21 protein-coding genes are annotated in these 22763 nt (G+C 69.7%); 9 read left to right on the top strand and 12 right to left on the bottom strand.

Going from position 1 to position 22763, the window contains the following annotated elements:
* The first annotated feature begins 40 nt into the window (after positions 1-40).
* Entirely contained in the window at positions 41-970 is a 930-nt protein-coding gene (locus AC1MGR_RS08925) for an AEC family transporter (RefSeq protein ID WP_480234349.1), read from the top strand.
* Between the two features lie 5 nt (positions 971-975).
* On the opposite strand, the gene AC1MGR_RS08920 is transcribed toward AC1MGR_RS08925, so the two are convergent.
* Positions 976-2232, bottom strand: coding sequence for a D-amino acid dehydrogenase (locus tag AC1MGR_RS08920; RefSeq protein ID WP_480234348.1), 1257 nt, complete (start codon positions 2230-2232; stop codon positions 976-978).
* A gap of 208 nt (positions 2233-2440) precedes the next feature.
* On the opposite strand from AC1MGR_RS08920, the gene AC1MGR_RS08915 reads away from it, so the two are divergent.
* The 5 genes from AC1MGR_RS08915 (at position 2441) to AC1MGR_RS08895 (ending at position 5943) form a co-directional block, all read left to right on the top strand.
* Positions 2441-2881: an Lrp/AsnC family transcriptional regulator gene (locus AC1MGR_RS08915; protein WP_480234347.1), complete on the top strand. Its 441-nt coding sequence runs from the start codon at positions 2441-2443 to the stop codon at positions 2879-2881.
* A gap of 101 nt (positions 2882-2982) precedes the next feature.
* Positions 2983-3639: a DUF47 domain-containing protein gene (locus tag AC1MGR_RS08910; RefSeq protein ID WP_480234346.1), complete on the top strand. Its 657-nt coding sequence runs from the start codon at positions 2983-2985 to the stop codon at positions 3637-3639.
* A gap of 8 nt (positions 3640-3647) precedes the next feature.
* Positions 3648-4658 (top strand): inorganic phosphate transporter, encoded by a 1011-nt coding sequence (locus tag AC1MGR_RS08905; RefSeq protein ID WP_108036544.1) that lies wholly within the window; start codon positions 3648-3650, stop codon positions 4656-4658.
* Positions 4659-4706: 48 nt separating this feature from the next.
* Positions 4707-5390 carry an MgtC/SapB family protein gene (locus tag AC1MGR_RS08900; protein WP_480234345.1) on the top strand — a complete coding sequence of 228 codons (684 nt, stop codon included), beginning with the start codon at positions 4707-4709 and terminating at the stop codon, positions 5388-5390.
* Positions 5391-5664: 274 nt separating this feature from the next.
* Entirely contained in the window at positions 5665-5943 is a 279-nt protein-coding gene (locus AC1MGR_RS08895) for a hypothetical protein (RefSeq protein ID WP_480234344.1), read from the top strand.
* Between the two features lie 12 nt (positions 5944-5955).
* Here the strand turns inward: AC1MGR_RS08895 and AC1MGR_RS08890 are convergent, their stop codons facing one another.
* On the bottom strand, positions 5956-6414 hold the full coding sequence (locus AC1MGR_RS08890; RefSeq protein ID WP_480234343.1) for a hypothetical protein: 459 nt from the start codon (positions 6412-6414) through the stop codon (positions 5956-5958).
* Positions 6415-6548: 134 nt separating this feature from the next.
* The gene (locus AC1MGR_RS08885; protein ID WP_480234342.1) at positions 6549-8012 is read right to left on the bottom strand and encodes an MmgE/PrpD family protein; all 1464 of its coding nucleotides are present in this window, start codon (positions 8010-8012) and stop codon (positions 6549-6551) included.
* 539 nt (positions 8013-8551) lie between these two features.
* Here AC1MGR_RS08885 and paoA point away from each other — a divergent pair.
* The 3 genes from paoA to paoC are packed head-to-tail and all read left to right on the top strand — an operon-like array spanning position 8552 to position 12321.
* On the top strand, positions 8552-9151 hold the full coding sequence (paoA, locus tag AC1MGR_RS08880; protein ID WP_480234341.1) for an aldehyde dehydrogenase iron-sulfur subunit PaoA: 600 nt from the start codon (positions 8552-8554) through the stop codon (positions 9149-9151).
* A complete protein-coding gene (locus AC1MGR_RS08875; protein WP_108036534.1) occupies positions 9148-10098 on the top strand; it encodes an FAD binding domain-containing protein in 951 nt (316 codons plus the stop codon). Before paoA ends, AC1MGR_RS08875 begins: the two co-directional genes overlap by 4 nt.
* A 3-nt stretch (positions 10099-10101) precedes the next feature.
* Positions 10102-12321: an aldehyde oxidoreductase molybdenum-binding subunit PaoC gene (paoC, locus tag AC1MGR_RS08870; RefSeq protein ID WP_108036532.1), complete on the top strand. Its 2220-nt coding sequence runs from the start codon at positions 10102-10104 to the stop codon at positions 12319-12321.
* 96 nt (positions 12322-12417) lie between these two features.
* Here the strand turns inward: paoC and AC1MGR_RS08865 are convergent, their stop codons facing one another.
* The 9 genes from AC1MGR_RS08865 to AC1MGR_RS08825 all read right to left on the bottom strand — a co-directional run bounded on the left by AC1MGR_RS08865 (position 12418) and on the right by AC1MGR_RS08825 (position 22507).
* A complete protein-coding gene (locus tag AC1MGR_RS08865) occupies positions 12418-14565 on the bottom strand; it encodes a sodium-translocating pyrophosphatase (RefSeq protein WP_108036530.1) in 2148 nt (715 codons plus the stop codon).
* Between the two features lie 338 nt (positions 14566-14903).
* A complete protein-coding gene (gene thiL / locus AC1MGR_RS08860; protein ID WP_480234340.1) occupies positions 14904-15893 on the bottom strand; it encodes a thiamine-phosphate kinase in 990 nt (329 codons plus the stop codon).
* Positions 15894-15898: 5 nt separating this feature from the next.
* Entirely contained in the window at positions 15899-16375 is a 477-nt protein-coding gene (nusB, locus tag AC1MGR_RS08855) for a transcription antitermination factor NusB (protein WP_108036749.1), read from the bottom strand.
* Between the two features lie 23 nt (positions 16376-16398).
* Positions 16399-16905, bottom strand: a complete 507-nt coding sequence (gene ribH / locus AC1MGR_RS08850; protein ID WP_108036526.1) for a 6,7-dimethyl-8-ribityllumazine synthase — start codon at positions 16903-16905, stop codon at positions 16399-16401.
* 173 nt (positions 16906-17078) lie between these two features.
* The gene (locus AC1MGR_RS08845) at positions 17079-17756 is read right to left on the bottom strand and encodes a riboflavin synthase (RefSeq protein WP_480234339.1); all 678 of its coding nucleotides are present in this window, start codon (positions 17754-17756) and stop codon (positions 17079-17081) included.
* A gap of 1 nt (position 17757) precedes the next feature.
* Positions 17758-18885, bottom strand: coding sequence for a bifunctional diaminohydroxyphosphoribosylaminopyrimidine deaminase/5-amino-6-(5-phosphoribosylamino)uracil reductase RibD (gene ribD / locus AC1MGR_RS08840; protein ID WP_480234338.1), 1128 nt, complete (start codon positions 18883-18885; stop codon positions 17758-17760).
* An 11-nt stretch (positions 18886-18896) separates the two neighbouring features.
* A complete protein-coding gene (gene nrdR, locus AC1MGR_RS08835; protein WP_480234337.1) occupies positions 18897-19478 on the bottom strand; it encodes a transcriptional regulator NrdR in 582 nt (193 codons plus the stop codon).
* 134 nt (positions 19479-19612) lie between these two features.
* A complete protein-coding gene (gene glyA / locus AC1MGR_RS08830) occupies positions 19613-20917 on the bottom strand; it encodes a serine hydroxymethyltransferase (protein ID WP_108036520.1) in 1305 nt (434 codons plus the stop codon).
* A 291-nt stretch (positions 20918-21208) separates the two neighbouring features.
* A complete protein-coding gene (locus tag AC1MGR_RS08825; RefSeq protein ID WP_108036518.1) occupies positions 21209-22507 on the bottom strand; it encodes a L,D-transpeptidase family protein in 1299 nt (432 codons plus the stop codon).
* Positions 22508-22763: the final 256 nt, after the last annotated feature.

The following is a 22763-nucleotide window of genomic DNA, read 5'->3' as shown; positions in this document are numbered from 1 at the left end:
GATCGATCCCCGCCGGTCTCAACGTCCGCCGGTCCGCCGCGTGACGGCGACGGTCATCCTCGCCCTGGTGCCGATCGCGCTGCTGATCGCCCTCGGCGTGCTGCTGCGCCGTAACGGCTTCGTGGCCGACTCGTTCTGGGCCCAGGCGGAGCGCCTCGGCTACTACGTGCTGCTGCCGGCGCTGTTCATCCATGGGCTGGCCACCGCGCGCCTCGACGGCGTGCCCGTCCTCGCCCTGGCCGGCGTCCTGGTGGCGTCGACGCTCGCGGTGGCGCTCGTCTTGCTCGCGCTGCGGCCGCGGCTCGGCCTCGACGGAGCCGCCTTCACCTCGGTGTTTCAGGGCGGGGTGCGCTTCAACAACTACGTCGGGGTCTCGGCGGCGGCGGGGCTGTTCGGCCTGCAGGGAATCGCCCTGGCGGCGGTCGCCAACGCGGCCATCGTGCCCACGGTCAACATCCTGTGCGTCCTGGTATTCGCGCGTTTCGGTTCGGGCGGCCGGCTGGCGCCGCGGGCGATCCTCCGGCAACTGCTCCTCAATCCCCTGGTGGTCGCCTGCGCCATCGGGATCGCCCTGCAGGCGACAGGGCTCGGATTGCCACCCGGCCTGGAACCGACCCTGAAAGCCCTGGGGCAGGCTTCCCTGCCGCTCGGTCTCCTCTGCGTCGGCGCCGCCCTCGATCCCCGCACGGTCCGGACCTGGCTGCGTCCGGTCGTCATCGCCTCGGTCGCCAAGTTCGTGCTGATGCCCACGGTGACGATCCTGGCCTGCCTCGCCGCCGGCCTGCACGGGCCGGCCGCCGCCACCGCCCTGCTGTTCCAGTCGCTGCCGACGGCGTCGTCGTCCTACATCATGGCCCGGCAGCTCGGGGGCGATGCGCCCCTGATGGCCGGCATCCTCGCCCTGCAGACGGTCCTGGCCGGACTCGCCATCCCCCTGGTGATGCTCATCCTGGAGGGGTTCACCGCCTGACGGCGTCAGGCGGCGTAGCGGGCCAGCGCCAGGTCGGAATGGTCGATGTCGGGCGCGCGGCCGGACATCAGGTCGGCCAGCATCCGCCCGGAGCCGCAGGCCATCGTCCAGCCCAGGGTGCCGTGCCCGGTGTTGGTGTAGAGGTTGCCGTAGCGCGTGGCGCCGACGATGGGCGTGCCGTCCGGCGTCATCGGGCGCAGGCCGGTCCAGAACGTAGCGGCCGCGATGTCGCCGCCGTTCGGGAACAGGTCGCGGACGCAGCGCTCCAGGGTCGCCCGGCGCGGGGCCCGGAGGACATCGCTGAAGCCCGCGAGCTCGGCCGTGCCGCCCACGCGGATCCGGTCGCCCAAGCGCGTGAGCGCGACCTTGAAGGTCTCGTCCATGACGGTGGAGACCGGCGCCTGCTCGGGATCGGTCACCGGAAGGGTCAGCGAGTAGCCCTTCACCGGGTAGATCGGCAGTCGGAGCCCCAGGGGTCGGAGAAGGCGTGGCGTGAAGGAGCCCATGGCCGCGACGTAGGCATCGGCCCGCAGGGTTTCCGAGCCGCAGACCACCCCCGTCACCGCGTCGCCTGCGGTCTCGAGGCCGTCGATCTGCGTCCCGTAGCGGAAACGGACGCCCCTCAACTCGCACAGGTCCGCCAGACGTTGCGTGAACAGGTGCGCATCGCCGGTCTCGTCGCCGGTCAGGCGGAGGCCCCCGACGATTCTGTCGCGGACACCGGCCAGGGCCGGCTCGGCCGCGATGCATCCGGCCGGGTCCAGCACCGCGTAGGCGACCCCGTAGGTATCGAGGACGCGCGTATCGTCGCCGACATGGTCGAGCTGCTTCTGCGTGCGGAAGAGCTGGAGGGTGCCCCGGGTCCGGTGGTCGTAGGCGATGCCGGTCTCGGCGCGCAGGTCGCGCAGCGCGTCCCGGCTGTATTCGGCAAGACGAACCATGCGGCCCTTGTTGCGGACATACGCGTCCTCGGTGCAGTTCGCGAGCATGCGCGCGAGCCAGCCGTAGAAGCGCGGCTCGACGGTCGGCCACAGCACCAGCGGCCGGTGGCGCATCATCAGCCACTTCATCGCCTTGATCGGAATGCCGGGGGCCGCCCAGGGGGCCGAGTAGCCCGGCGAGACCTGGCCCGCATTGGCGAAGCTCGTCTCCATGCCGGCGGCGGGCTGCCGGTCGATCACGGTGACGTCGTGCCCGGCCTTCGCGAGATAATAGGCCGTGCTGACGCCGACCACACCGCTTCCGAGAACCAGGACCCGCATCGAACGTCTCCCCCGAGGCCGGACATCCCAAGCATCGGCTGGGCCATGCTGCGCACGCCCCCGATCGCACCGGCCTCGTCCCGGTAGAGACACCCGATCCTGCGAGCGGTGCAGCCAAGATGTTGCAGGATCGGCGAAGGAACCGATACTCGACGCATGATCCTGCGATACGATGCACGATCATCGCACAGGCCGGTGGAGGATGGTGATGCCACCCGACGACATCGATCGCGCGATCCTCCGGGTTCTCCGCGAGAATGCGCGGATTCCGAACGCCGCCCTGGCGCAGCGCGTCGGCCTCTCGGCCTCCGCCTGCCTGCGGCGTCTGCGGATGCTGGAGCGGGACGGGACGATCCAAGGCTACACCGTGCTTCTCGACGGGCCCGGCTCCGCCGGCCTCGTGGTGATGACGCGGATCGCCCTGGAGCGGCAGACCGAGGATTGCCTCAACCGGTTCGAGGCGGCCGTGCGGCGCTGCCCCGACATCCAGGATTGCTACCTGATGACCGGGGATTCCGATTATCTCCTGAGGATCCGCGTCGCCGACATGGCGGAATACGAGCAGTTGCACCGCTCGGTGCTGTCGAAGCTGCCCGGTGTCGCTCGCATCCAGTCGAGCTTCACCATCCGCAGCGTCATCGGCCGCTGATCGCAGCGGACGCGGTCCAAGGCAAAGCCCGCACAGGCCCTGGTCACCCGCGCGCAAAACCCCTAGTTGGCTAATCAAGCAGGGTGGGTCCGGAGTCGGGGATGCTGGGTTGGTTCAAGGCGTTGATGCCGCGGGAGGACCGGTTCTTCGACCTCTTCGAGCGGCACTCGCGCACCCTCGTGGCCGGCGCCGAGGCGCTGCAGGGCGTGCTCCAGGGCGGCGATGCCGTTCCGCGCTACTGCCAGAAGGTGGTGGAGCACGAGCAGGAGGCGGACGCGATCACCGCCGAGGTCCTGCTCGCGGTGCGCCGGAGCTTCATCACGCCCTTCGACCGGGGCGACATCAAGGACCTGATCCAGTCGATGGACGACGCCATCGACCAGATGAACAAGACGGTGAAGACGATCGCCCTCTACGAGGTTCGCAGCTTCCAGCCGCTGATGCAGGAGATGGGCGGCACCGTGATCGAGGCGGCCCGGCTCACCGCCGAGGCGATTCCCCTGCTCACGGCCGTCGGAACCCATGCCGGGCGCATCAACACCCTGACCGAGCAGATCACCCGGGTGGAGGGGCGCTCGGACGAGATGCAGGAGCGCGGACTCAAGGCGCTCTATCAGGCCCACCGCAAGGATGGCGGCGACGGCGACACGATGGCCTACCTCATCGGCGCGGAGATCTACGGCCACCTCGAGGACGTGGTCGATCGCTTCGAGGACGTCGCCAACGAGATCAGCGGCATCGTGATCGAGAACGTGTAGGCGACCCGATGACCGAGGCCACCGCGCTCGCCCTGCCCGCCCTCGCCGGCCTGATCGCCGTCGCGCTGTTCTTCGATTTCCTCAACGGGCTGCACGACGCGGCCAACTCCATTGCCACCATCGTGTCGACGCGGGTGCTGCGGCCGCAATACGCGGTGCTCTGGGCGGCGTTCTTCAACTTCATCGCCTTCCTGTTCTTCGGCCTGCACGTGGCCCAGACCCTCGGCACCGGCATCGTCGATGCGGGGATCATCGATCCCCGGGTGATCTTCAGCGCGCTGATGGGCGCCATCACCTGGAACATCGTCACCTGGATCTTCGGAATCCCGTCCAGCAGCTCGCATGCCCTCGTGGGCGGCCTCATCGGCGCGGGTGTCGCCAAGGCGGGGTTCAGCGCGGTGGTCTGGAGCGGGCTGACGAAGACCGCCGCCGCCATCGTCCTGTCGCCGCTCCTCGGCTTCCTGCTCGCGCTCCTCCTGGTCCTGCTGGTGTCCTGGCTCTGCGTGCGCGCGACGCCCTTCGCGGTCGACCGGCGCTTCCGCGCCCTCCAGTTCGTCTCGGCCTCCCTCTACTCCCTGGGCCATGGCGGCAACGACGCGCAGAAGACCATGGGGATCATCGCGGTGCTGCTCTACTCGCAGGGCCACCTGGGCGGCGCCTTCCACGTCCCCCTCTGGGTGGTGATCTCGTGCCAGTCCGCCATGGCGCTGGGCACGCTGCTCGGCGGCTGGCGCATCGTGCACACGATGGGCTCGAAGATCACGCGCCTGAACCCGATGCAGGGATTCTGCGCCGAGACGGGCGGCGCGATCACCCTGTTCGCCGCGACCTGGCTCGGTGTGCCGGTCTCGACCACCCACACCATCACGGGCGCGATCATCGGCGTCGGAGCGGCGCGGCGGACCTCGGCGGTTCGCTGGGGCGTCGCCAGCAACATCGTGGTCGCCTGGGTTCTGACGCTGCCGGCCGCCGCCCTGATCGCGGCGGCCTGCTACGCGGTGACCGCCCTGGTCGGCTGAAGGCCGGCTGGGCCGGCGCGTGACACTTGTATCGGAGGTGACACGAAGATGCTGGGCAATGTCGAGATCGTCTGGCGCCTGCTCCTGGCCGCGATCCTGAGCGGGCTGATCGGCGTCGAGCGCGAGCGCCTGCTCTGGGCCGCCGGCATGCGGACGCACATGCTGGTCGGCGTCGGCGCCTGCCTGATCATGATCGTCTCGGCCTTCGGCTTCGCCGACGTGCTCGGGACGCGGAACGTCACCCTCGATCCTTCGCGCATGGCCGCCCAGGTCGTCTCCGGCATCGGCTTCCTCGGGGCGGGAACGATCCTCCTGCGCGGCGAGGTGGTGAAGGGGCTCACCACCGCCGCGAGCCTCTGGGCGGTTGCCGCGGTGGGCCTGGCGGTGGGCGGCGGCCTCTACGTGGCCGGCATCGCCACCACGGTGATCCTGCTGGTGATCCTCGCCGGGATGAAGCCCCTGCAGGAGCGCTACCACGACCAGATGCACATCCGGCCCCTCCGCGTGGTGGCCGAGGCCGGCTGCATCTCCATGGAGGCGGTGCAGGCCGTGTCCGGCGTGCGCCCCTCGCGTATCCGTCAGTTCGTGACCCGACGCGGGTCCGCCCCTGAGGTCGACGAGACGCTGATCACTTTCGTCCGGCTATCGCGCCGCTCCGTGGAAGACATCGCCCGGAAACTTCGGAATCATCCCGGGGTGATCACGGTCGAAGACCTTCCAGAATCCCAGTAGGCATGCATGATGATCGGCAACTGTCACGGCATGACCAAAATGGTGTCATGGGATGGGAAACGATTGCAGGCCGGAGCCCGCGGAACGTGTTCTTAGCCGTCGGCTCCCGAGCCGCGCTTCGGGCCTTCGTCGACACGAATGCGCATCGCCCTTCCCCGGGCCGGCACGTCGTCGGGACCGTGAAACGACGGAGGGAGGACGGAATCGTGAGCGACGGAGCTGAGGCGGACCGCGCCGTTGCGGCCATCGGATTCCTGCGGATACCGGTCCGTCCTTGAGCCGTCGTCGTCCCGCCCCCGAGTCCACGCCCGACCACAAGTCCGCGCCCGACAACAAGGGCAAGCGCGCCAAGAGCCACGTCTTTCTCGTCGCCGTGAAGCAGCGCCGTGAAGCCTTGCGTGTCTACGCGGTGCTGACACTCACGCAGGACGAGGCTCTGGCCATCGTCGCGTCCGCAAGTGCGGAGGGTGCGGCCGTCGAGGCGGCGGGCCGCCTCTCGAAGAAACTGGCGCGGCCCCTCAAGCTGAAGCCCGAGGTTCCGCACCCCATCTGAGCGAAGCCAGCCCTAGCGGGGGCGGCAGATCGCGCGATCCGTATAGAGCACCACGTCGCCCTGCTTCGGATTGTTCACCGTGAACGGCTCGATGCTGTCCCGCGGAAGGAACCCGCGCCCGAGCTCGCGGTCGAAGAAATCGTGGCCGATTTCCATGTAGCAGCGGTCGAGGACGGCGGTGTAGCGCAGCGACGTCTGCACCGCGGCGCCTTCGGCCCGGCCACCCTCGCGGAGCCCGTAGGGATCGCAATAGCCCGACAGCTCGAGGCTGCCGGGGCCAGAGAGCCGGATCGCCCGCGAAGTGCCCGGTCTCACGAGGAACGACGGGCCGCCCTGCTGTGCGCCCACCAGCGTCAGGGGTGAGCGATTATAGACGTGCCGGATGCAGTCGGCGCTGGCGGCACCTGCGCTGGCGACCAGGGCGAGGACGGGCAGAGTCGCCCGGCCGAACCACGAAAATCCCTTTTGCATCACGCACCTTTGCCAAGACGACTGGATAGGAAGAAACGGCTGAACGGGAAGAGACGACTGGATCGGAAGAGACGATTCAATCGGAAAACCTGCGAAAACAGCTAGGGCGTCGGGTCGGCGGTGGCGAGCCCGCTTCAGGCCGTCAGCAGCGGCGACAACGTGCGGATGTCCGCGACGGTTTCCAGGGCGTTCAGCCGGCCGATGAGATCGTCGGCTTTTCCCGCGCCGATGACCGGGACGACGAGATCGCGGACCTTTGCGCTGACCCGCGCTGTGCTCAGGGGATTCTCCTTCGTGCCGGGAGGATACTTCGTCATGTGCTCGACGGTCCGGCCATCGGTCAGCGTCAGCGCGACCCGGGCGCTGCGCGGTGCCTCGGGCATCATCAGGGCGGGATCGCCGACGAGTTCGATCCGGTCGCGGACCGCCCGGATCGCCGGATCCTGCATCAGGCCGGCATCGTGGCTGTCGGCGAAGGAGACGCCGCCGCGCACCAGCGCGAGGGCCACGAGGTGCTGGCAGCTCACGTCGGGCATGGCGCTGTGCCCGACGATGCCGATGGCATCCGTCGGCAGGCTGATCCGAACGGCGCGGACGTCGTCGGCGCTGAGGCGATGCTCCGTCCGCAGGCTCAGCACCGCATCGAGGGGCGACTGGATCGGGTAGCCGACCGAGAAGGTCTTGATGGCCGTCTCCGCCACGTAGAAACGCGTCCCGAGATCCGCCACCATCGCTTGCGGTGTCGGGGCGCTCGACAGAGCGATGAACAGGTTGTGGGTCCCGTCGAGGACATCGGCGACGCCGGTGAGGCCGGCCTCCACCATGCTGACGGCGGTCACGCCGTTGCGGGCTCCCATGCCGGCGAAGTCGAAAGCTTTCTCGATGTGGTCCTCGTCCTTGACCCAGCTCCAGATGCCGGAGACCTGCTGCGCCGCGTAGGAGAGCGCGAAGCGCATGCGTCGTTCGTCGAGGCGCGCCAGGGACGCCGCGGCCCCGAGGGCGCCGAAGGTGGAGCTGGTGCCCTCGGCGCTGCGATGGCTGCCCCGGACGAGGTCGGGCCCGAGCGCCATCAGCAGGCGGCAGCAGAGGTCGTAGCCGAGGGCGACGGCGCGCAGCATCTCCTCGCCGGACCGGCCGTCCCGCTCGGCGATGGCGAGCGCCGCCGGGACCGTGGCCGAACCCGGATGCGCCTTGGTCACGGGCTCGAAATCGTCGGTCTCGTCGGCATGGGCGCACATGGCGTTGGCCAGGGCGGCGTTGATCGCGCTGGTCCGCAGATCGGTGCCGACCACGCTGCACTGTGCGATGCCGCCCTGCCCCCGGACGTAGCTGGCGGCCATCGTGCCGGGCCGCATCCGCGCGCCCGAGAGCATGGCTCCGGTCGTGTCGAGGATGCGGTGCTTGCAGGCGGTCATCACCTCCGGCGGCAGCGGGGTCTCGCGAGCCGCAGCCATGTAGCGGGCGAGGCGGCCGGTGATGTCGGTACCCGGGCCCGTCTCGGCCGCGCGGACCGGCCAGGTCGTGGAAGCCAGGATGGCGCCGCTGCCCGCCAGCAGCCGACGACGGTCCATCCTCATCCCGAGCGTGCTGCGGTCCATGGCGCCGGCCCCCTGATCTTGTCGTTGGTTCGGATACTGCGCCTGCCGGGCACCCATGCAAAGTCGCATCGCACCAGACCTCGCCTGGCGCTCGTCCTTCGGACCGGTCTCGAATGCTTTGCGCGCCGCCCGCGCGTTGCGCGACCACCTCATCCCCGGAGCGCAAGGTCTTGAGCCACCAGGCTCAAGGTCTTGGCGCCTGTCGCCAGGGGTCGAGGACTTGGCCGGCCGCGGGACCGGTGATGCCTCGACGTGCTCCGGCGCACACGAGAGTGCGAGGTCGCGCAGTCTGGAGAAATTCCAGGGACCGACGGGCCGAGTTCTGCGTTCTCGCTGAGCACTCCTCGCAGAAGGCAGGCGCACGTCTGGACGGAGCCCGCGCGGTTCCGTGTCACGCCCCGGACCAAGATAGCCCCATCGGGCGTTCTCCTGGCCTGCGACGTAACCGGGCGCCCGTCCGCTGGCAGCCTCCTCCCGCCACAGGTTCAGAGAACGCCATGCCAAGTTTCGGAGAGAACGAATTGAGTCGACGTGACGTCATGGCCGGAGCAACGGCCTGTGCGGCGCTGGCCGCGGTCCCCGCGCGGGCCGAGGGTCGCCCGGAGACGGCCGGTCCGGAGAAGCCGGTGCTGGCGAAGGTGGCGCTGACGGTGAACGGCCAGCGCCGCGAACTCGAGCTAGACACCCGCACCAGCCTGCTCGACGCCGCCCGCGAGCACCTCCATCTGACCGGCTCCAAGAAGGGCTGCGACCACGGCCAGTGCGGCGCCTGTACGATGATCGTCGACGGCCGCCGCATCAATTCCTGCCTCACCCTCGCGGTGATGCATCAGGGCTCCGAGATCACCACCATCGAGGGACTGGGCCAGCCCGAGGCCCTGCACCCGATGCAGGCCGCCTTCATCAAGCATGACGGCTACCAGTGCGGCTACTGCACGCCCGGCCAGATCTGCTCCGGCGTAGCCGTCCTGGCCGAGATCAAGGCGGGCATTCCGAGCCACGTCACGGCCGATCTGAACGCGCCGATGCAGGTCACCGACGCGGAGATCCGCGAGCGCATGAGCGGCAACATCTGCCGCTGCGGCGCCTATTCCAACATCGTCGAGGCGATGACCGAGGTCGCCGGGAGGCCCGCATGAAGTCTTTCACCTACGAGCGCCCGAACTCGCCCGCGGAAGCCGCCGCCGCCGTCTCCCGCAACCCGAACGCCAAGTTCATCGCGGGCGGTACGAACCTCCTCGACCTGATGAAGCTGCAGATCGAGACGCCCACGCATCTCGTCGACGTCAACGGTCTCGGGCTCGATCAGATCGAAGCCACGCCGGAAGGCGGCCTGCGCGTCGGAGCCCTGGTGCGCAACACCGACCTCGCCGCCGATGCCCGCGTGCGGAAGGATTACGCCGTGCTCTCGCGTGCCCTGCTGGCAGGGGCCTCGGGCCAGCTGCGCAACAAGGCGACGACCGCCGGCAACCTGCTGCAGCGCACCCGCTGCCCGTACTTCTACGACACCGCCCAGGCCTGCAACAAGCGTCAGCCGGGCTCCGGCTGCTCGGCCCTTGACGGCGTCTCGCGCCAGCTCGCCGTCATCGGTGCCAGCGAAGCCTGCATCGCCACGCATCCCGGCGACATGGCGGTGGCCATGCGCGTCCTCGACGCCACCGTCGAGACCGTCGATGCCAAGGGCACCGCGCGCAAGATCCCGATCGCCGAGTTCCATCGCCTGCCGGGCGACCGGCCGGAGGTGGACACGACGCTCGCGCCGGGCGAGCTGATCACGGCGGTGACGTTGCCGAAGCCCCTGGGCGGCGCGCACATCTACCGCAAGGTCCGCGACCGGGCCTCCTACGCCTACGCCCTGGTCTCGGTGGCGGCGGTCGTTCAGCCAGACGGCAGCGGCCGCGCGGCCTTCGGCGGCGTGTCCCACAAGCCCTGGCGGGTGGAAGCGGCGGAGGGCGAGATGGCCCGGGGGGCGAAGGCGGTGACCGCGCAGGTCTTCGCCGGTGCCAAGCCGACCCACGACAATGCCTACAAGCTGACGCTGGCCGAGCGCACGCTCGGCGCCGCGCTGAACGAAGCGAGGGCCTGAGCCATGAAGTTCGACACCCCCGCCGGGCAGAACCCGATCGACCAGCTCAAGGTCGTCGGCAAGGCCCTCGACCGGATCGACGGCAAGTTCAAGACCACCGGAACGGCCCCCTACGCCTATGAGCGCCACGACGTGGTGGCGAACCAGGCCTACGGCTACGTGCTCGGGGCCGGCATCGCCAAGGGCCGCATCCGCGCGATCGACACGAAAGCCGCCAAGGCGTCGCCCGGCGTCGTCGCCATCGTGACCACCCTGGACATGCCGGCCCTCGGCCTCGGCCGGATGAACGCAGCGAACCTCTTCGGCGGGCCGCAGGTCCAGCACTACCACCAGGCCATCGCCGTCGTGGTGGCCGAGACGTTCGAGCAGGCCCGGGCCGCCGCGTTCCTGGTGAAGGTCGATTATGCCCGGGAGCCCGGCCAGTTCGACCTCGAGGCCGTGGCCGCGTCCGCCAAGCCGGTTCCCGGCGACAGCGGCGAGGGCAGCGGCAGCGGCGGCGAAGACCGCACCGGCGACTTCGAGGGCGCCTTCGCGTCGGCTCCCGTCAAGTTCGACGAGACCTACACGACCCCCGACGAGAGCCACGCGATGATGGAGCCGCACGCCACCATCGCCGCCTGGGAGGGCGACAAGCTCACCCTCTGGACCTCCAACCAGATGATCGCCTGGACCAAGGGGAGCATCGCCAAGATCCTCAGCATCCCGGAGGATTCGATTCGCGTCGACTCGCCCTATATCGGCGGCGGCTTCGGCGGGAAGCTGTTCGTGCGCTCCGACGCCGTGGTGGCGGCCCTTGCCGCCAAGGCCGCCGGCCGACCGGTCAAGGTCGCGCTGACCCGGCCGCTGGTGGCCAACAACACCACGCATCGGCCCGCCACGATCCAGCGCATCCGTATCGGTGCGAATTCGGACGGCACGATCACCGCGATCGCGCACGAGAGCACCTCCGGCAACCTGCCGAAGGGCAAGCCGGAGACGGCCGTCGACCAGACCAAGCTCCTCTATGCCGGGGCCAATCGCCTGACGGCGATGAAGCTCGCCCATCTTGACCTGCCCGAGGGCAATTCGATGCGGGCGCCGGGCGAGGCGCCGGGCCTGATGGCCCTGGAGATCGCCATGGACGAGATGGCGGAGAAGCTGGGCATGGACCCGGTGGCCTTCCGCGTCCGCAACGACACCCAGGTCGATCCCGGCCATCCGGAGCGTCCGTTCTCCCACCGCAACCTCGTCGGCTGCCTCAAGCTCGGCGCCGAGAAGTTCAACTGGTCGGCCCGCAACGCCAAGCCCGGTCAGGTCCGTGACGGCCGTTGGCTCGTCGGCATCGGCATGGCGGCGGGTTTCCGCAACAACCTGCTGATGAAGTCGGGCGCCCGGGTCCGCCTCGGGCGCGACGGCATCGTCACGGTCGAGACGGACATGACCGACATCGGCACCGGCTCCTACACCATCATCGCGCAGACCGCTGCGGAGATGATGGGCGTGGGCCTCGACAAGGTCGTGGTGCGCCTCGGCGATTCGTCCTACCCGGTCTCGGCCGGCTCGGGCGGGCAGTTCGGCGCGAACAACTCGACCGCCGGCGTCTACGCGGCCTGCGTCCAGCTCCGTGAGGCGGTGGCGCAGCGACTCGGCTTCAACTCGGCCGACGCAACGTTCGAGGACGGCCAGGTCCGCTCCGGCAACCGCACCGAGACCCTCGCAAAGGCCGCCAGCGACGGCGAACTCGTGGCCGAGGATTCGATCGAGTACGGCGACCTCGCCAAGAAGCAGCAGCAATCGACCTTCGCCGGCCACTTCGTCGAGGTCGGCGTCGACGTCGACACCGCCGAGATCCGGGTGCGGCGGATGCTGGCGGTCTGCGCGGCCGGGCGCATCCTCAATCCGAAATCGGCCCGGAGCCAGGTCATCGGCGGCATGACGATGGGCGTCGGCGGCGCGCTGATGGAAGAACTCGCGGTCGACACCAAGCGCGGCTTCTTCGTGAACCACGATCTCGCCGGCTACGAGGTGCCGGTGCATGCCGATATCCCGCACCAGGAGGTGATCTTCCTCGACGAGGTCGATCCGCAATCCTCCCCGATGAAGGCCAAGGGTGTCGGCGAGCTCGGCGTCTGTGGCGTCGGCGCGGCGGTGGCCAACGCGGTCTACAACGCCACGGGCGTCCGGGTGCGGAGCTACCCGATCACCCTCGACAAGCTCCTCGGCCAGATGCCGGACGCGGCCTGACCCGGGACACGCGAAGGCCGCGGCAGGGATCCCGCCGCGGCCCGCTGTAGACGTTGCGACCCCCGGCGGCCCGAAGCCGCCGGGGGTCGCTCGCGTTCAGCTGTGCGCCAGCACCGCCAGCAGCAGCAGGGCGATGATATTGGTGATCTTGATCGCCGGGTTCACGGCGGGGCCGGCCGTGTCCTTGTAGGGGTCGCCGACGGTATCGCCGGTCACCGCCGCTTTGTGGGCCTCCGAGCCCTTGCCGCCGTGGTGCCCGTCCTCGATGTACTTCTTGGCGTTGTCCCAGGCGCCGCCGCCCGAGGTCATCGAAACCGCGACGTAGAGGCCGGTGATGATGACGCCGAGGAGCATCGCCCCCACCGTAGCGAAGGCCTGGCTCTTGCCGGCGATCGGCTGGATCACGAAGAACAGTACGATCGGCGACAGCACCGGCAGCAGGGACGGCACGATCATCTCCTTGATCGCTGCCCGGGTCAGCATGTCGACGGCGCGGCCGTAATCCGGCCGGTCGGTGCCCTGCATGATGCCGGGCTTCTCGCGGAACTGCCGGCGGACCTCCTCGACGACCGCACCGGCCGCGCGGCCCACCGCCGTCATCGCCATGCCGCCGAACAGGAACGGGATCAGGCCGCCGAGCAGCAGGCCGACGACGACGTAGGGGTTGGAGAGCGAGAAATCGACGGTGACGCCCTGGAAGAAGCGGTACTGGGTCGGGCTCGCATTGGCGATGAAGTAGTTCAGGTCGGAGGTGTAGGCGGCGAACAGTACCAGGGCACCGAGGCCGGCCGAACCGATGGCATAGCCCTTGGTCACCGCCTTGGTGGTGTTGCCGACGGCGTCGAGGGCGTCGGTGGACTTGCGCACGTCCGGCGGCAGGCCGGCCATCTCCGCGATGCCGCCGGCATTGTCGGTGACCGGGCCGAAGGCATCGAGGGCCACGATGAACCCGGCGAGCGCCAGCATGGCGGTGACCGCGATGGCGATGCCGAACAGCCCCGCCAGGGAGTAGGTGCTGATGATGCCCGCGACGATGACCAGCGCAGGCAGCGCGGTGGATTCCAGCGAGATCGCCAGCCCCTGGATCACGTTGGTGCCGTGTCCGGTCACGGAGGCGTCCGCGATGGACTTCACCGGGCGGAAGTTGGTCCCGGTGTAGTACTCGGTGATGACCACGATCAGCGCCGTGATGACGAGACCGATCACGGCGCAGCCGAGCAGGCCGCCGGAGGTGAAGGTCACGCCCGCATTGGTGGTGAAGGCCGTTCCGAAGCCGCCGAACAGGGCGTAGTTCACCCCAGCGATGGCCACGATCGAGAGGGCGCCGGCGGTGACGAGGCCCTTGTAGAGGGCGCCCATGATCGACTGGTTGGCCCCGAGCCGCACCGCGTAGGTGCCGGCGATGGAGGTCAGGATGCAGGCCGAGCCGATGGCCAGGGGATAGAGCAGCATCGCCTCGAGGACGTTGCGGCCGCCGACCTCGGTCTGGCCGGAGAAGAAGATCGCTGCCAGCACCATGGTGGCGACCACGGTCACCGCGTAGGTCTCGAACAGGTCGGCCGCCATGCCCGCGCAGTCGCCGACGTTGTCGCCGACATTGTCCGCGATGGTGGCGGGGTTGCGCGGATCGTCCTCCGGGATTCCGGCCTCGACCTTGCCGACGAGGTCGCCGCCGACATCGGCGCCCTTGGTGAAGATGCCGCCGCCGAGGCGGGCGAAGATCGAGATCAGCGAGGCGCCGAAGCCGAGGGCCACGAGGGCGTCGATGACGTCGCGGCTGGCCGGCGACAGACCGGCGACGCGGGTGAGATAGCCGTAGTAGAGCGCCACCCCGAGGAGTGCGAGGCCGGCGACGAACATGCCGGTGACGGCACCCGACTTGAAAGCGACGTCGAGGCCGCCGCCGAGGGAGGTCGAGGCCGCCTGCGCGGTCCGGACGTTGGCGCGCACCGACACGTTCATGCCGATGAAGCCGGCCGCGCCCGACAGCACGGCGCCGATGAGGAAGCCGATGCCGACCTTCAGGCCGAGGAAGTAGGCGAGCGCCACGAACAGCACGAGCCCGACGATGGCGATGGTGGCGTATTGGCGCCGGAGATAGGCCTGCGCCCCCTCGGCGATCGCCCCCGCGATCTCCTGCATCCGCTGGGTGCCGGCGTCGCGCTTCATCACGTCGTTGATCGTGAGGATGCCATAGGCGACGGCGCACAGCCCGCCCAGGATGATAAGCAACAAAGCTGTCATTCGACCGTCCTTGATTGGCGATGCCCGTGCGAGTCTGTCGTGGCGTTATTGGACTTCGTGGCCGTGGTTTCCGTGCGTGCGCAGCGTTTCGTGCGTGCGAAGGTCATCGGTCGCGCGGGTATCTCGGCCGCGCGCCGGTTTCCTGTTGTTGTGCATCTCCTCCCAAGGAATGCCTGCTCTGAGTGCCAAACTTCACCGGCGCTGGCAAATGCTGCTTAGCTTTTTCAGCCGCGAATAGTTGTGCATCGCAGCATCGGCCGAGCGAGGTACAAGTTCTCGCCTGGACGCGAGCCTGATGGGAGCGTCGGACCACGGCGCCCGGCGAGGCGCCCGCCGTCTCAGAAGTGGCTGAAGGAGCCGGTCCCGAGCGCCCGCGGCGTGCCGTCGGCATCGTGGAAGGACGGCGCCGCGGGACCGGCCGTGACCGTGCCGATGCAGGTGAGCGGCGTGCCGGCGGAGGCCGCCGCCGCGAGGCAGGCGTCGAGGGTCTCGGGTGCCACGGCGCAGAGGATCTCGTAATCGTCGCCGCTCGTCACGATCGGGGTCATGAGACTTGGGTCCCGTGCCAGCGCCCTCGCGGCGGCTGGGGAGAGCGGTACGCGGGCGAGGTCGATCTCCGCGGAGCGCCCCTCCCCCTTCAGCATCTTCGTCAGGTCGCCGGCGAGTCCGTCCGAAACGTCCATCGCGGCTCGGGCGAAGCGGCGCAGGACTGGAGCGAGGTCGATGCGTGGGCGGGGATGCCAGTAGCGGTCGACGAGCGTGTCGCGGTCCGCCGTGCCCAGCCCGCCTGCCCAGCCCGGTGCATCGGGTCGGCGCAGGAGCAGGCCCAGGGCCGCATCCCCGATGGTGCCGCTGACGCAGATCCGGTCGCCAACCTGCGCGGTCCCACGCCGGACGATACCGCCCGCCGGCACTTCGCCGATCGCGGTCACGCCGATCAGTGCCGGGCCGGCCGACCGCACGGTATCGCCGCCGAGGAGGTCGAGGCCGAAATCCGCGAGGCCGTCGCGGAGGCCCGCGGAGAAGCCGGCGAGCCAGTCTTCGGTCCAGTCATCGGGCAGGGCCAGCGTCAGCAGGATGCCGCGCGGGCGCGCGCCCTTGGCGGCGAGATCCGAGACGTTCACGCCGAGGGCCTTGCGGGCGATCGAAGCGGGTGGATCGTCGGGAAAGTAATGCACGCCGGCCACGACGGCGTCGGTGGTCAGGACGAGGTCGCAGCCCGGGCTCGGCGTCAGGGTGGCGGCGTCGTCGCGCAGGCCGTCCGCGCCGGGGCCGGCCAGGGGCGCGAAGTAGCGCGCGATCAGCCCGTCCTCGTCGGGCCGGGCCACGGGGCTCAGGCTCGCCCGGAGGCCGGCAGGCCGGCGAATTCGTTTCCGCGCACGTCCCGGGCCACCTTGTCGAGAACGCCGTTGACCATGCCTGGCTCGTCGCCGCCGTAGAAGCTGTGGGCGACGTCGACGTATTCGGAGATGACGACCCGGGCCGGCACGTCGCGGCGGGACATCAACTCGTAGGCGCCGGCCCGCAGGATGGCGCGCAGGACCGCCTCGATGCGCTTGAGCGGCCAGCCGGAGGCCAAAGCTCCGTCGAGGAGCGGGTCGATGGCGCGCTGCTCGTCGACGACGCCGCGCAGGAGATCGCGGAAGAACGCGATCTCGGCGGCCGGATGCTCGATGCCGTCGATTTCGCGGCCGATCCAGAACGTCTCGAACTCGGCGAGCGCCTCGATCACGCCCTTGCCCGAGATCTCCATGTCGTAGAGCGCCTGCACCACGGAGAGGCGTGCGCCGCTGCGCTCGGCGGTCTTCATCCCGGGTTCGTTGGCCATGATGCTCAATCCTCTCCGACCGACGCCGCCGATGCGTCGCGCTTCAGCGACAGCACCGCGAGCGCGGCCTCGGCGGCACCGCCGCCCTTGTTCAGTTCGGCGACCCGGGCTCTGGCCTGGGCCTGGGCCTCCGTCTCCACCGTCAGGATGCCGTTGCCCAGCGGAAGGCGCAGGGTCACGGACAGGTCCATCAGCGCCCGCGCGCTCTCGCCCGCGACGATGTCGTAATGCCCGGTCTCGCCGCGGATGACGCAGCCGAGCGCCACCACGGCGTCGTAGGGCTGGCCGGCGCGGGCGGCGGCCTCGACCAGGATCGCGATGGCGGCCGGGATCTCCAGGGCGCCGGGCACCGTCACCACCGTGGCGACGGCCTCGGCCGCCGCCAGGGCGCCCTCGGCACCGGCCAGGAGTTCGTCGGCCAGATCCTCGTAATAGCGAGCCTCGACCACGAGGACGCGCGCACCCTTGACGTTTGCGGGAGCGGTGCGGGAAGCGTAGCTGAGCGATACCATCGAGGGGCCTTCACGGGACGCGAGCGGCGGACGGCACGACGGCCGGAACCGGGCGCGCCCGCCGGGACCCCCGGGGGCCATCGGCGCGCAAGCTTCGTCCGGCCGGACGTGTCCTGCGCCCGCAGGCGCGAGCGATAGACCGTAGGCGGCGTGGCGACAAGCGCGGCACCTGTTTATCCCGCCGGCCCGCCCGGCGCGCGAACCGTCGCTGAGGCTTCCGCAGCGCGGCTCTCGGACAGGCGCGCGGCGTAGCGGGCGATGAGGTCGACCTCCAGGTTGAGCCGGTCCCCGGCCCGGCGCTCGCCCCAGGTGGTGACGGCCAGGGTGTGCGGGATGAGCAGCACCGAGAACAGGTCGCCGTCCACCGTGTTGACGGTGAGCGAGGTACCGTCGAGGCAGACGGAGCCCTTCTCGGCGATGAAGCGGGCAAGCTGGGCTGGCGCGCGCAGGGTGAAGCGGTCCGAGGGCGCCCATTGCGGATCTCCCGCGCCGCCCGTGACGGCATCGCGGGCGACGAGTTCGGCGAGGCCGTCGACATGGCCGGTGACGAGGTGCCCGCCGAGTTCGTCGCCGATCTTCAGGGAGCGTTCGAGATTCAGCCGCCGGCCCTCGCGCCAGGCGCCCACGTGGGTCCGGGCCAGCGTCTCGGCCGCGGCATCGACGGCGAAGATGCAGCCATCCTGCGTCGGCTCGACCGCCACCGCCGTGAGGCAGGGGCCCGAGCAGGCGATGGAGGCACCCAGCGCGATGGTGGCGGGATCGTAGTGCGAGCGGATGCGGATGCGGCGCAGGCGGTCGTCGCCGGCGACCGACACGACTTCCCCGACATCCGTGACGAGACCGGTGAACATCTCAGGCGCTCCGCTCGTAGGTGACGGCCCGATCGGGACCGAGAATCCGGGTTTCGACGGGTTCGAGATGGCCATCGTCGAGCCGCTCGCGGAGCACCGGACCGATGGCCGGCAGGCCGCCGCTCTCGCCGAGGCTGCCCGGGCCGGTGATGAGCGTGAACACGTCGACGAGATCGGCACCCGCGAGGGCATCGGCAAGGTGCGGGCCGCCCTCGCAGCAGAGCCGCGTCACGCCCCGCTCGGCCAGCGCCCGGAGCGCAGCCTGGAGGTCGACCTGTCCGGCACCGTCGGCATCGACGCCGATCACCTCGACGCCGAAGGAGGCCAGCATGCGCCTGGCATGGACCGGCGCCCGGCGGGTGGTGAGGATCAGGGTCGGAACATCGCGGGCGCTCCGCACCAGGGTGGTGGAGGGCAGGAGCCGCAGGCTCGAATCGAGCACGACGCGCAGGGGCGAGCGGTCCGACAGGCCCGGGAGCCGAACCGTGAGGGAGGGATCGTCGGCCCGCGCCGTCCCGATGCCGACCAGGATCGCATCCGCGTGCGCCCGCCAGAGATGTACGGCGCCGTCGGCGATGGGGCCGGTGATCCGGAGGCGCTCGGCGGGCGCGCCGGCGAAGCCGTCCCGGGTCTGGGCGAGCTTGAGGTGCAGGCTCGGTCGCCCCCGGGTCACGCGGGTGACGTGGCCGCGATGATCGCGGGCCGCCGCTTCCGCCAGGACGCCCGTGGTCACCGCGATGCCGGCGGCGGCGAGGAGCCCGTGGCCGCGCCCCGCGACCCGCGGATCCGGGTCTTCCAGGGCGGTCACGACACGGGCGATGCCGGCGGCGATGATGGCATCGGTGCAGGGTGGGGTGCGGCCGTGATGGGAGCACGGCTCCAGGCTGACATAGAGCGTGGCCCCGCGCGCCGCCTCGCCCGCCATGGCGAGGGCGATCGGCTCGGCATGGGGCCGCCCGCCCGGGGCGGTGATCCCCTGACCGACGATCCGCTCCGCGCCGGGCGGCCCCGCCACCACCACCGCGCCGACGGAGGGATTCGGCCAGGTGCGACCGAGATTGCGGTGCCCGAGGGCGAGGGCGAGGCGCATGTAGCGGCGGTCGGTCTCGCGCATGCCGTCGCTCGTCATGCCGTCTCTCCTCACGCCCGCGATTTCGGCTGGCGCTTGGGCCGCAGAGGCGTGATCTTCGCGGTCAGGTCATCTCCGGCCGCGTCGTCTGTCTCGTCCTCGGCGGCGGGGCGATCGGAGCCCGTTCCGTCCGGGAGTGCTGCCGGATCGGAGAGGGTGCCGAGCAGCGCCTTGAAGTCGCTGGCCTCGCGGAAATTCTTGTAGACCGAGGCGAAGCGCACGTAGGCGACGTCGTCGAGCCCCTTCAGGCCCTCCATCACGAGTTCGCCGATGGCTTCGCTGCCGATCTCGGCCTCGCCGCTGCTCTCGAGCTGGCGGGTGATGCCGCTGACGAGGCGCTCGATGCGCTCCGGGTCCACGGGGCGCTTGCGCAGGGCCACGCCGATGGAGCGCTGGAGCTTGTCGCGATCGAAGGGCACGCGCTTGCCCGAGCGCTTGAGCACGGTGAGTTCGCGCAGCTGCACCCGCTCGAAGGTGGTGAAGCGGCCGCCGCAATCCGGGCAGACCCGGCGCCGGCGGATCGCCGCCGCGTCGTCGCTCGGGCGCGAATCCTTCACCTGGGTGTCGGGACCGCCGCAATAGGGACACCGCATGGGACGGACACCTGGGAGGAAGGAACGCTGGAAAAGGCAACGGCCGCGAACCCGAGGGTCCGCGGCCGCTGCATGGCATGGTGAGGGCCGCCGGTTCAAGCGACCGTGCGCACCCCTCGGCGGGGCGTTGCGCCTCAGCCGTAGATCGGGAAGCGGTCGGTCAGGGCGTGCACGCGCTGCTTCACGCTCGCCTCCACCGCGGCATCGCCCTCGTCGCCCTTGGCCACGAGGCCATCGAGCACCTCGACGATGAAGCCGCCGATCTGCTTGAACTCGGCGACGCCGAAGCCGCGCGAGGTGCCGGCCGGGGTGCCGAGGCGGATGCCCGAGGTGATGGTGGGCTTCTGCGTGTCGAACGGCACGCCGTTCTTGTTGCAGGTGATGTCGGCGCGGCTGAGGGCCGCTTCCGCCGCCTTGCCGGTGAGACCCTTGCTGGTGAGGTCGACCAGCATCAGGTGGTTGTCGGTGCCGCCCGAGGTGATGTTGTAGCCGCTCGACATCAGGGTGTCGGCCAGCGCCTTGGCGTTCTCGATCACCTGCTTGGCGTAGATCTTGAACTCGGGCTTGAGGGCCTCGCCAAAGGCCACGGCCTTGCCGGCGATGACGTGCATGAGCGGACCGCCCTGGATGCCGGGGAAGATCGCCGAGTTGAACTTCTTGGCCAGCGCCTCGTCGTTCGTCAGGATCATGCCGCCGCGCGGGCCGCGCAGGGTCTTGTGGGTCGTCGTGGTGACGACGTGGGCGTGCGGGAACGGCGACGGATGCACGCCGGCCGCGATGAGGCCCGCGAAGTGCGCCGCATCCACGAAGAAGTAGGCGCCGACGGCATCGGCGATCTCACGGAACTTGGCGAAGTCCCAGTGGCGCGGGTAGCCGGAGCCGCCGGCAATGATCACCTTGGGCTTGTGCTCGTGAGCGAGGGCCTCGACCTGCTCCATGTCGATGCGCTGGTCGTCGCGGCGCACGGTGTAGGAGACCGGCTTGAACCACTTGCCCGAGACGTTCGGGGGGGCGCCGTGGGTGAGGTGGCCGCCGGCCGCGAGGTCGAGGCCGAGGAAGGTGTCGCCCGGCTGCATCAGGGCGAGGAACACGCCCTGGTTCGCCTGGCTGCCGGAGTTCGGCTGCACGTTGGCGAAGCCGCAGTTGAACAGGCGCTTGGCGCGGTCGATGGCCAGGTTCTCGGCGATGTCGACGAACTGGCAGCCGCCATAGTAGCGCCGGCCCGGATAGCCCTCGGCGTACTTGTTCGTCAGCACCGAGCCCTGCGCTTCGAGAACCGCGCGCGAGACGATGTTCTCGGAGGCGATCAGCTCGATCTCGTGCTGCTGGCGACCGAGTTCCTGGGCCACCGCCTGGGCGATCTCCGGATCCGCGTCCGCGAGGGGAGCAGCGAAGAACGAGTTGGAGAAGTGCTTGTCGGCAGCAGTACCGGCGCTCATGGAAAGCCTCGATTGTTGAACGGGCGGACGCACCCGTAATCCGCTGGCGTTAGCGGGCGGGCGTTCGAAGGCTGGATTACTACACGCGACGAGTTCCAAGGCCAAGCACAGGCATTTTTTTGCGTGTGCTCAAAAAAATTCAGCACAGAGCGCGGCGCGCAGAGTCGACGCGACAACAACCCGTGTCGTGGCGTCGCATACACAAGGCAAGAAGGCCCGCACGATGCAAAGAGGCCCGCACCTGGGGGTGCGGGCCTCAAACGTCGGCCGGTCCGAAGTCGGTGAAGAGGCTCAGTTCTCCTCGTCGCCCGGCTCGAAGCTCTGGACCTGCTCGGCGCTGGCGACCGGGGTCGGAGCCGAGAGGGTCGAGGGCACGTTCACGCCGTCGCGCTTGTAGATGTCGTCGCGGAACTGGACGAGGCCGTCCGGGGTCGACCAGGCCGTGATGTAGGTCCAGTAGACCGGCACCGGCGTCGACAGGGTGGCGTCCACGCGCTTGCCGCTCTCGATGGCCTGCTCGACCTGCTCGCGGCCCCAGCCGGGCGTGTCCTTGAGCAGCCAGGTGATGTACTCGCGCACGTTCTGCACGCGGACGCAGCCCGAGGAGATGAAGCGGAAGTCGTCACCGAACACGCCCTTGGTGTTCGTGTCGTGCATGAACACGCCGTAGGGATTCGGGATGTTGATGCGTACGATGCCCATCGAGTTGAAGTCGGCGCCCGAATCCTGGCGGTAGCGGTAGCGCGTGCCCTCGTCCGAGTTCCAGTTCACCGAAGCCGGGGAGATCTCGGTCTCACCGGAGAAGATGCGGATCTTGTTCTCGGTGAGATAGGTCGGATCCTTCTGCATCTTGGGGATGAGGTCCTTCTTCACGATGGAAGCCGGGACCGTCCAGAAGGGGTTGAAATTGATCTGCGTCGCCTTGGTGTTCATGATCGGCGACTGGCGGTCGATCTTGCCGACGCCGGCGGCGTGCAGGGTCACGACCTGGCCGTTCTCCACCGTCTGAACCAGGGCGGCGGGAATGTTGGTGATGACGAAGCGGTTGCCGAGGTTGCCGGCGTAGGAGCGCAGGCGGACCACGTTGATCTCGAGCTGGTGCAGGCGCACGTCCGCCGGCACGTTCATGGCCTGCTGCGTCGTGGTGCTCATGGCGCCCGTCTGGCTCAGGCCGTGCCGGGCCTGGAAGCGCTTCACGCCGGCCGCCACGTAGGAATCGTAGACGCCCGAGCCGCCGGAGGCCGGGTCGAGGTCGCCCGTGATGATCAGGCGCTGCCGCAGGGCGGCCACCGCCGGACCCTTGGCGCCGACGCGCAGGCGGTCGGCGCCCGAGACCGGCTTCCAGCCGCCGCGATTGACGATGTCCCGGTAGCGCTCGATCATCTGCTCCGTGGCCGCCACGGTCTGTGGCGACAGGATCGGGGTCGAGGAGCGCTGCACCTGCATGGCGGCGGGCGAGGCGTAGTCCTGCGCCCACTCGGCCTGGGCGAAACCGCCGGCCTCGCGCGCCGTCGCCGACTGGCCGATGACGGCCGCCGATGCGAGCAGCGCGAAGCCGAGCGCGCGGGTGTGGAAAGCCTGATTCAGCATCGGACGTGAACTCTGATCTGATTTACGACGTGACTGCGGTGTCGTCGGTCCCGGCGACGCGCGCCGAGGTCTTCGAACACCCCTGTCACGACCGTGTCGGGGTACGGTTAAGAACTCATGGGGACCCGGCCACATTGTGGCACGGCGCGTCTTATCCCCGAGATCCCCGGACACATCCTCTCGACTGCGGCCCGTGTGCCACAGCACGGTGTCGCAGCGCGGAATCGGCATGGCGAAACGATGGCCGATGACGTAA

The sequence above is a fragment of the Methylobacterium sp. BI1 genome, from assembly GCF_056680125.1.
Note: the sequence above shows the minus strand (reverse complement) of the source record. Positions and strands in the feature narration are given on the sequence as shown.

Coding starts and splice junctions, on each gene's coding strand:
- AC1MGR_RS08920 (WP_480234348.1), bottom strand. CDS start 2,232: ATGCGGGTCCTGGTTCTCGGAAGCGGTGTGGTCGGCGTCAGCACGGCC.
- AC1MGR_RS08915 (WP_480234347.1), top strand. CDS start 2,441: ATGCCACCCGACGACATCGATCGCGCGATCCTCCGGGTTCTCCGCGAG.
- AC1MGR_RS08910 (WP_480234346.1), top strand. CDS start 2,983: ATGCTGGGTTGGTTCAAGGCGTTGATGCCGCGGGAGGACCGGTTCTTC.
- AC1MGR_RS08905 (WP_108036544.1), top strand. CDS start 3,648: ATGACCGAGGCCACCGCGCTCGCCCTGCCCGCCCTCGCCGGCCTGATC.
- AC1MGR_RS08900 (WP_480234345.1), top strand. CDS start 4,707: ATGCTGGGCAATGTCGAGATCGTCTGGCGCCTGCTCCTGGCCGCGATC.
- AC1MGR_RS08890 (WP_480234343.1), bottom strand. CDS start 6,414: ATGCAAAAGGGATTTTCGTGGTTCGGCCGGGCGACTCTGCCCGTCCTC.
- AC1MGR_RS08885 (WP_480234342.1), bottom strand. CDS start 8,012: ATGGACCGCAGCACGCTCGGGATGAGGATGGACCGTCGTCGGCTGCTG.
- paoA (WP_480234341.1), top strand. CDS start 8,552: ATGGCCGGAGCAACGGCCTGTGCGGCGCTGGCCGCGGTCCCCGCGCGG.
- AC1MGR_RS08875 (WP_108036534.1), top strand. CDS start 9,148: ATGAAGTCTTTCACCTACGAGCGCCCGAACTCGCCCGCGGAAGCCGCC.
- paoC (WP_108036532.1), top strand. CDS start 10,102: ATGAAGTTCGACACCCCCGCCGGGCAGAACCCGATCGACCAGCTCAAG.
- AC1MGR_RS08865 (WP_108036530.1), bottom strand. CDS start 14,565: ATGACAGCTTTGTTGCTTATCATCCTGGGCGGGCTGTGCGCCGTCGCC.
- nusB (WP_108036749.1), bottom strand. CDS start 16,375: ATGAAGACCGCCGAGCGCAGCGGCGCACGCCTCTCCGTGGTGCAGGCG.
- ribH (WP_108036526.1), bottom strand. CDS start 16,905: ATGGTATCGCTCAGCTACGCTTCCCGCACCGCTCCCGCAAACGTCAAG.
- AC1MGR_RS08845 (WP_480234339.1), bottom strand. CDS start 17,756: ATGTTCACCGGTCTCGTCACGGATGTCGGGGAAGTCGTGTCGGTCGCC.
- ribD (WP_480234338.1), bottom strand. CDS start 18,885: ATGACGAGCGACGGCATGCGCGAGACCGACCGCCGCTACATGCGCCTC.
- nrdR (WP_480234337.1), bottom strand. CDS start 19,478: ATGCGGTGTCCCTATTGCGGCGGTCCCGACACCCAGGTGAAGGATTCG.
- glyA (WP_108036520.1), bottom strand. CDS start 20,917: ATGAGCGCCGGTACTGCTGCCGACAAGCACTTCTCCAACTCGTTCTTC.
- AC1MGR_RS08825 (WP_108036518.1), bottom strand. CDS start 22,507: ATGCTGAATCAGGCTTTCCACACCCGCGCGCTCGGCTTCGCGCTGCTC.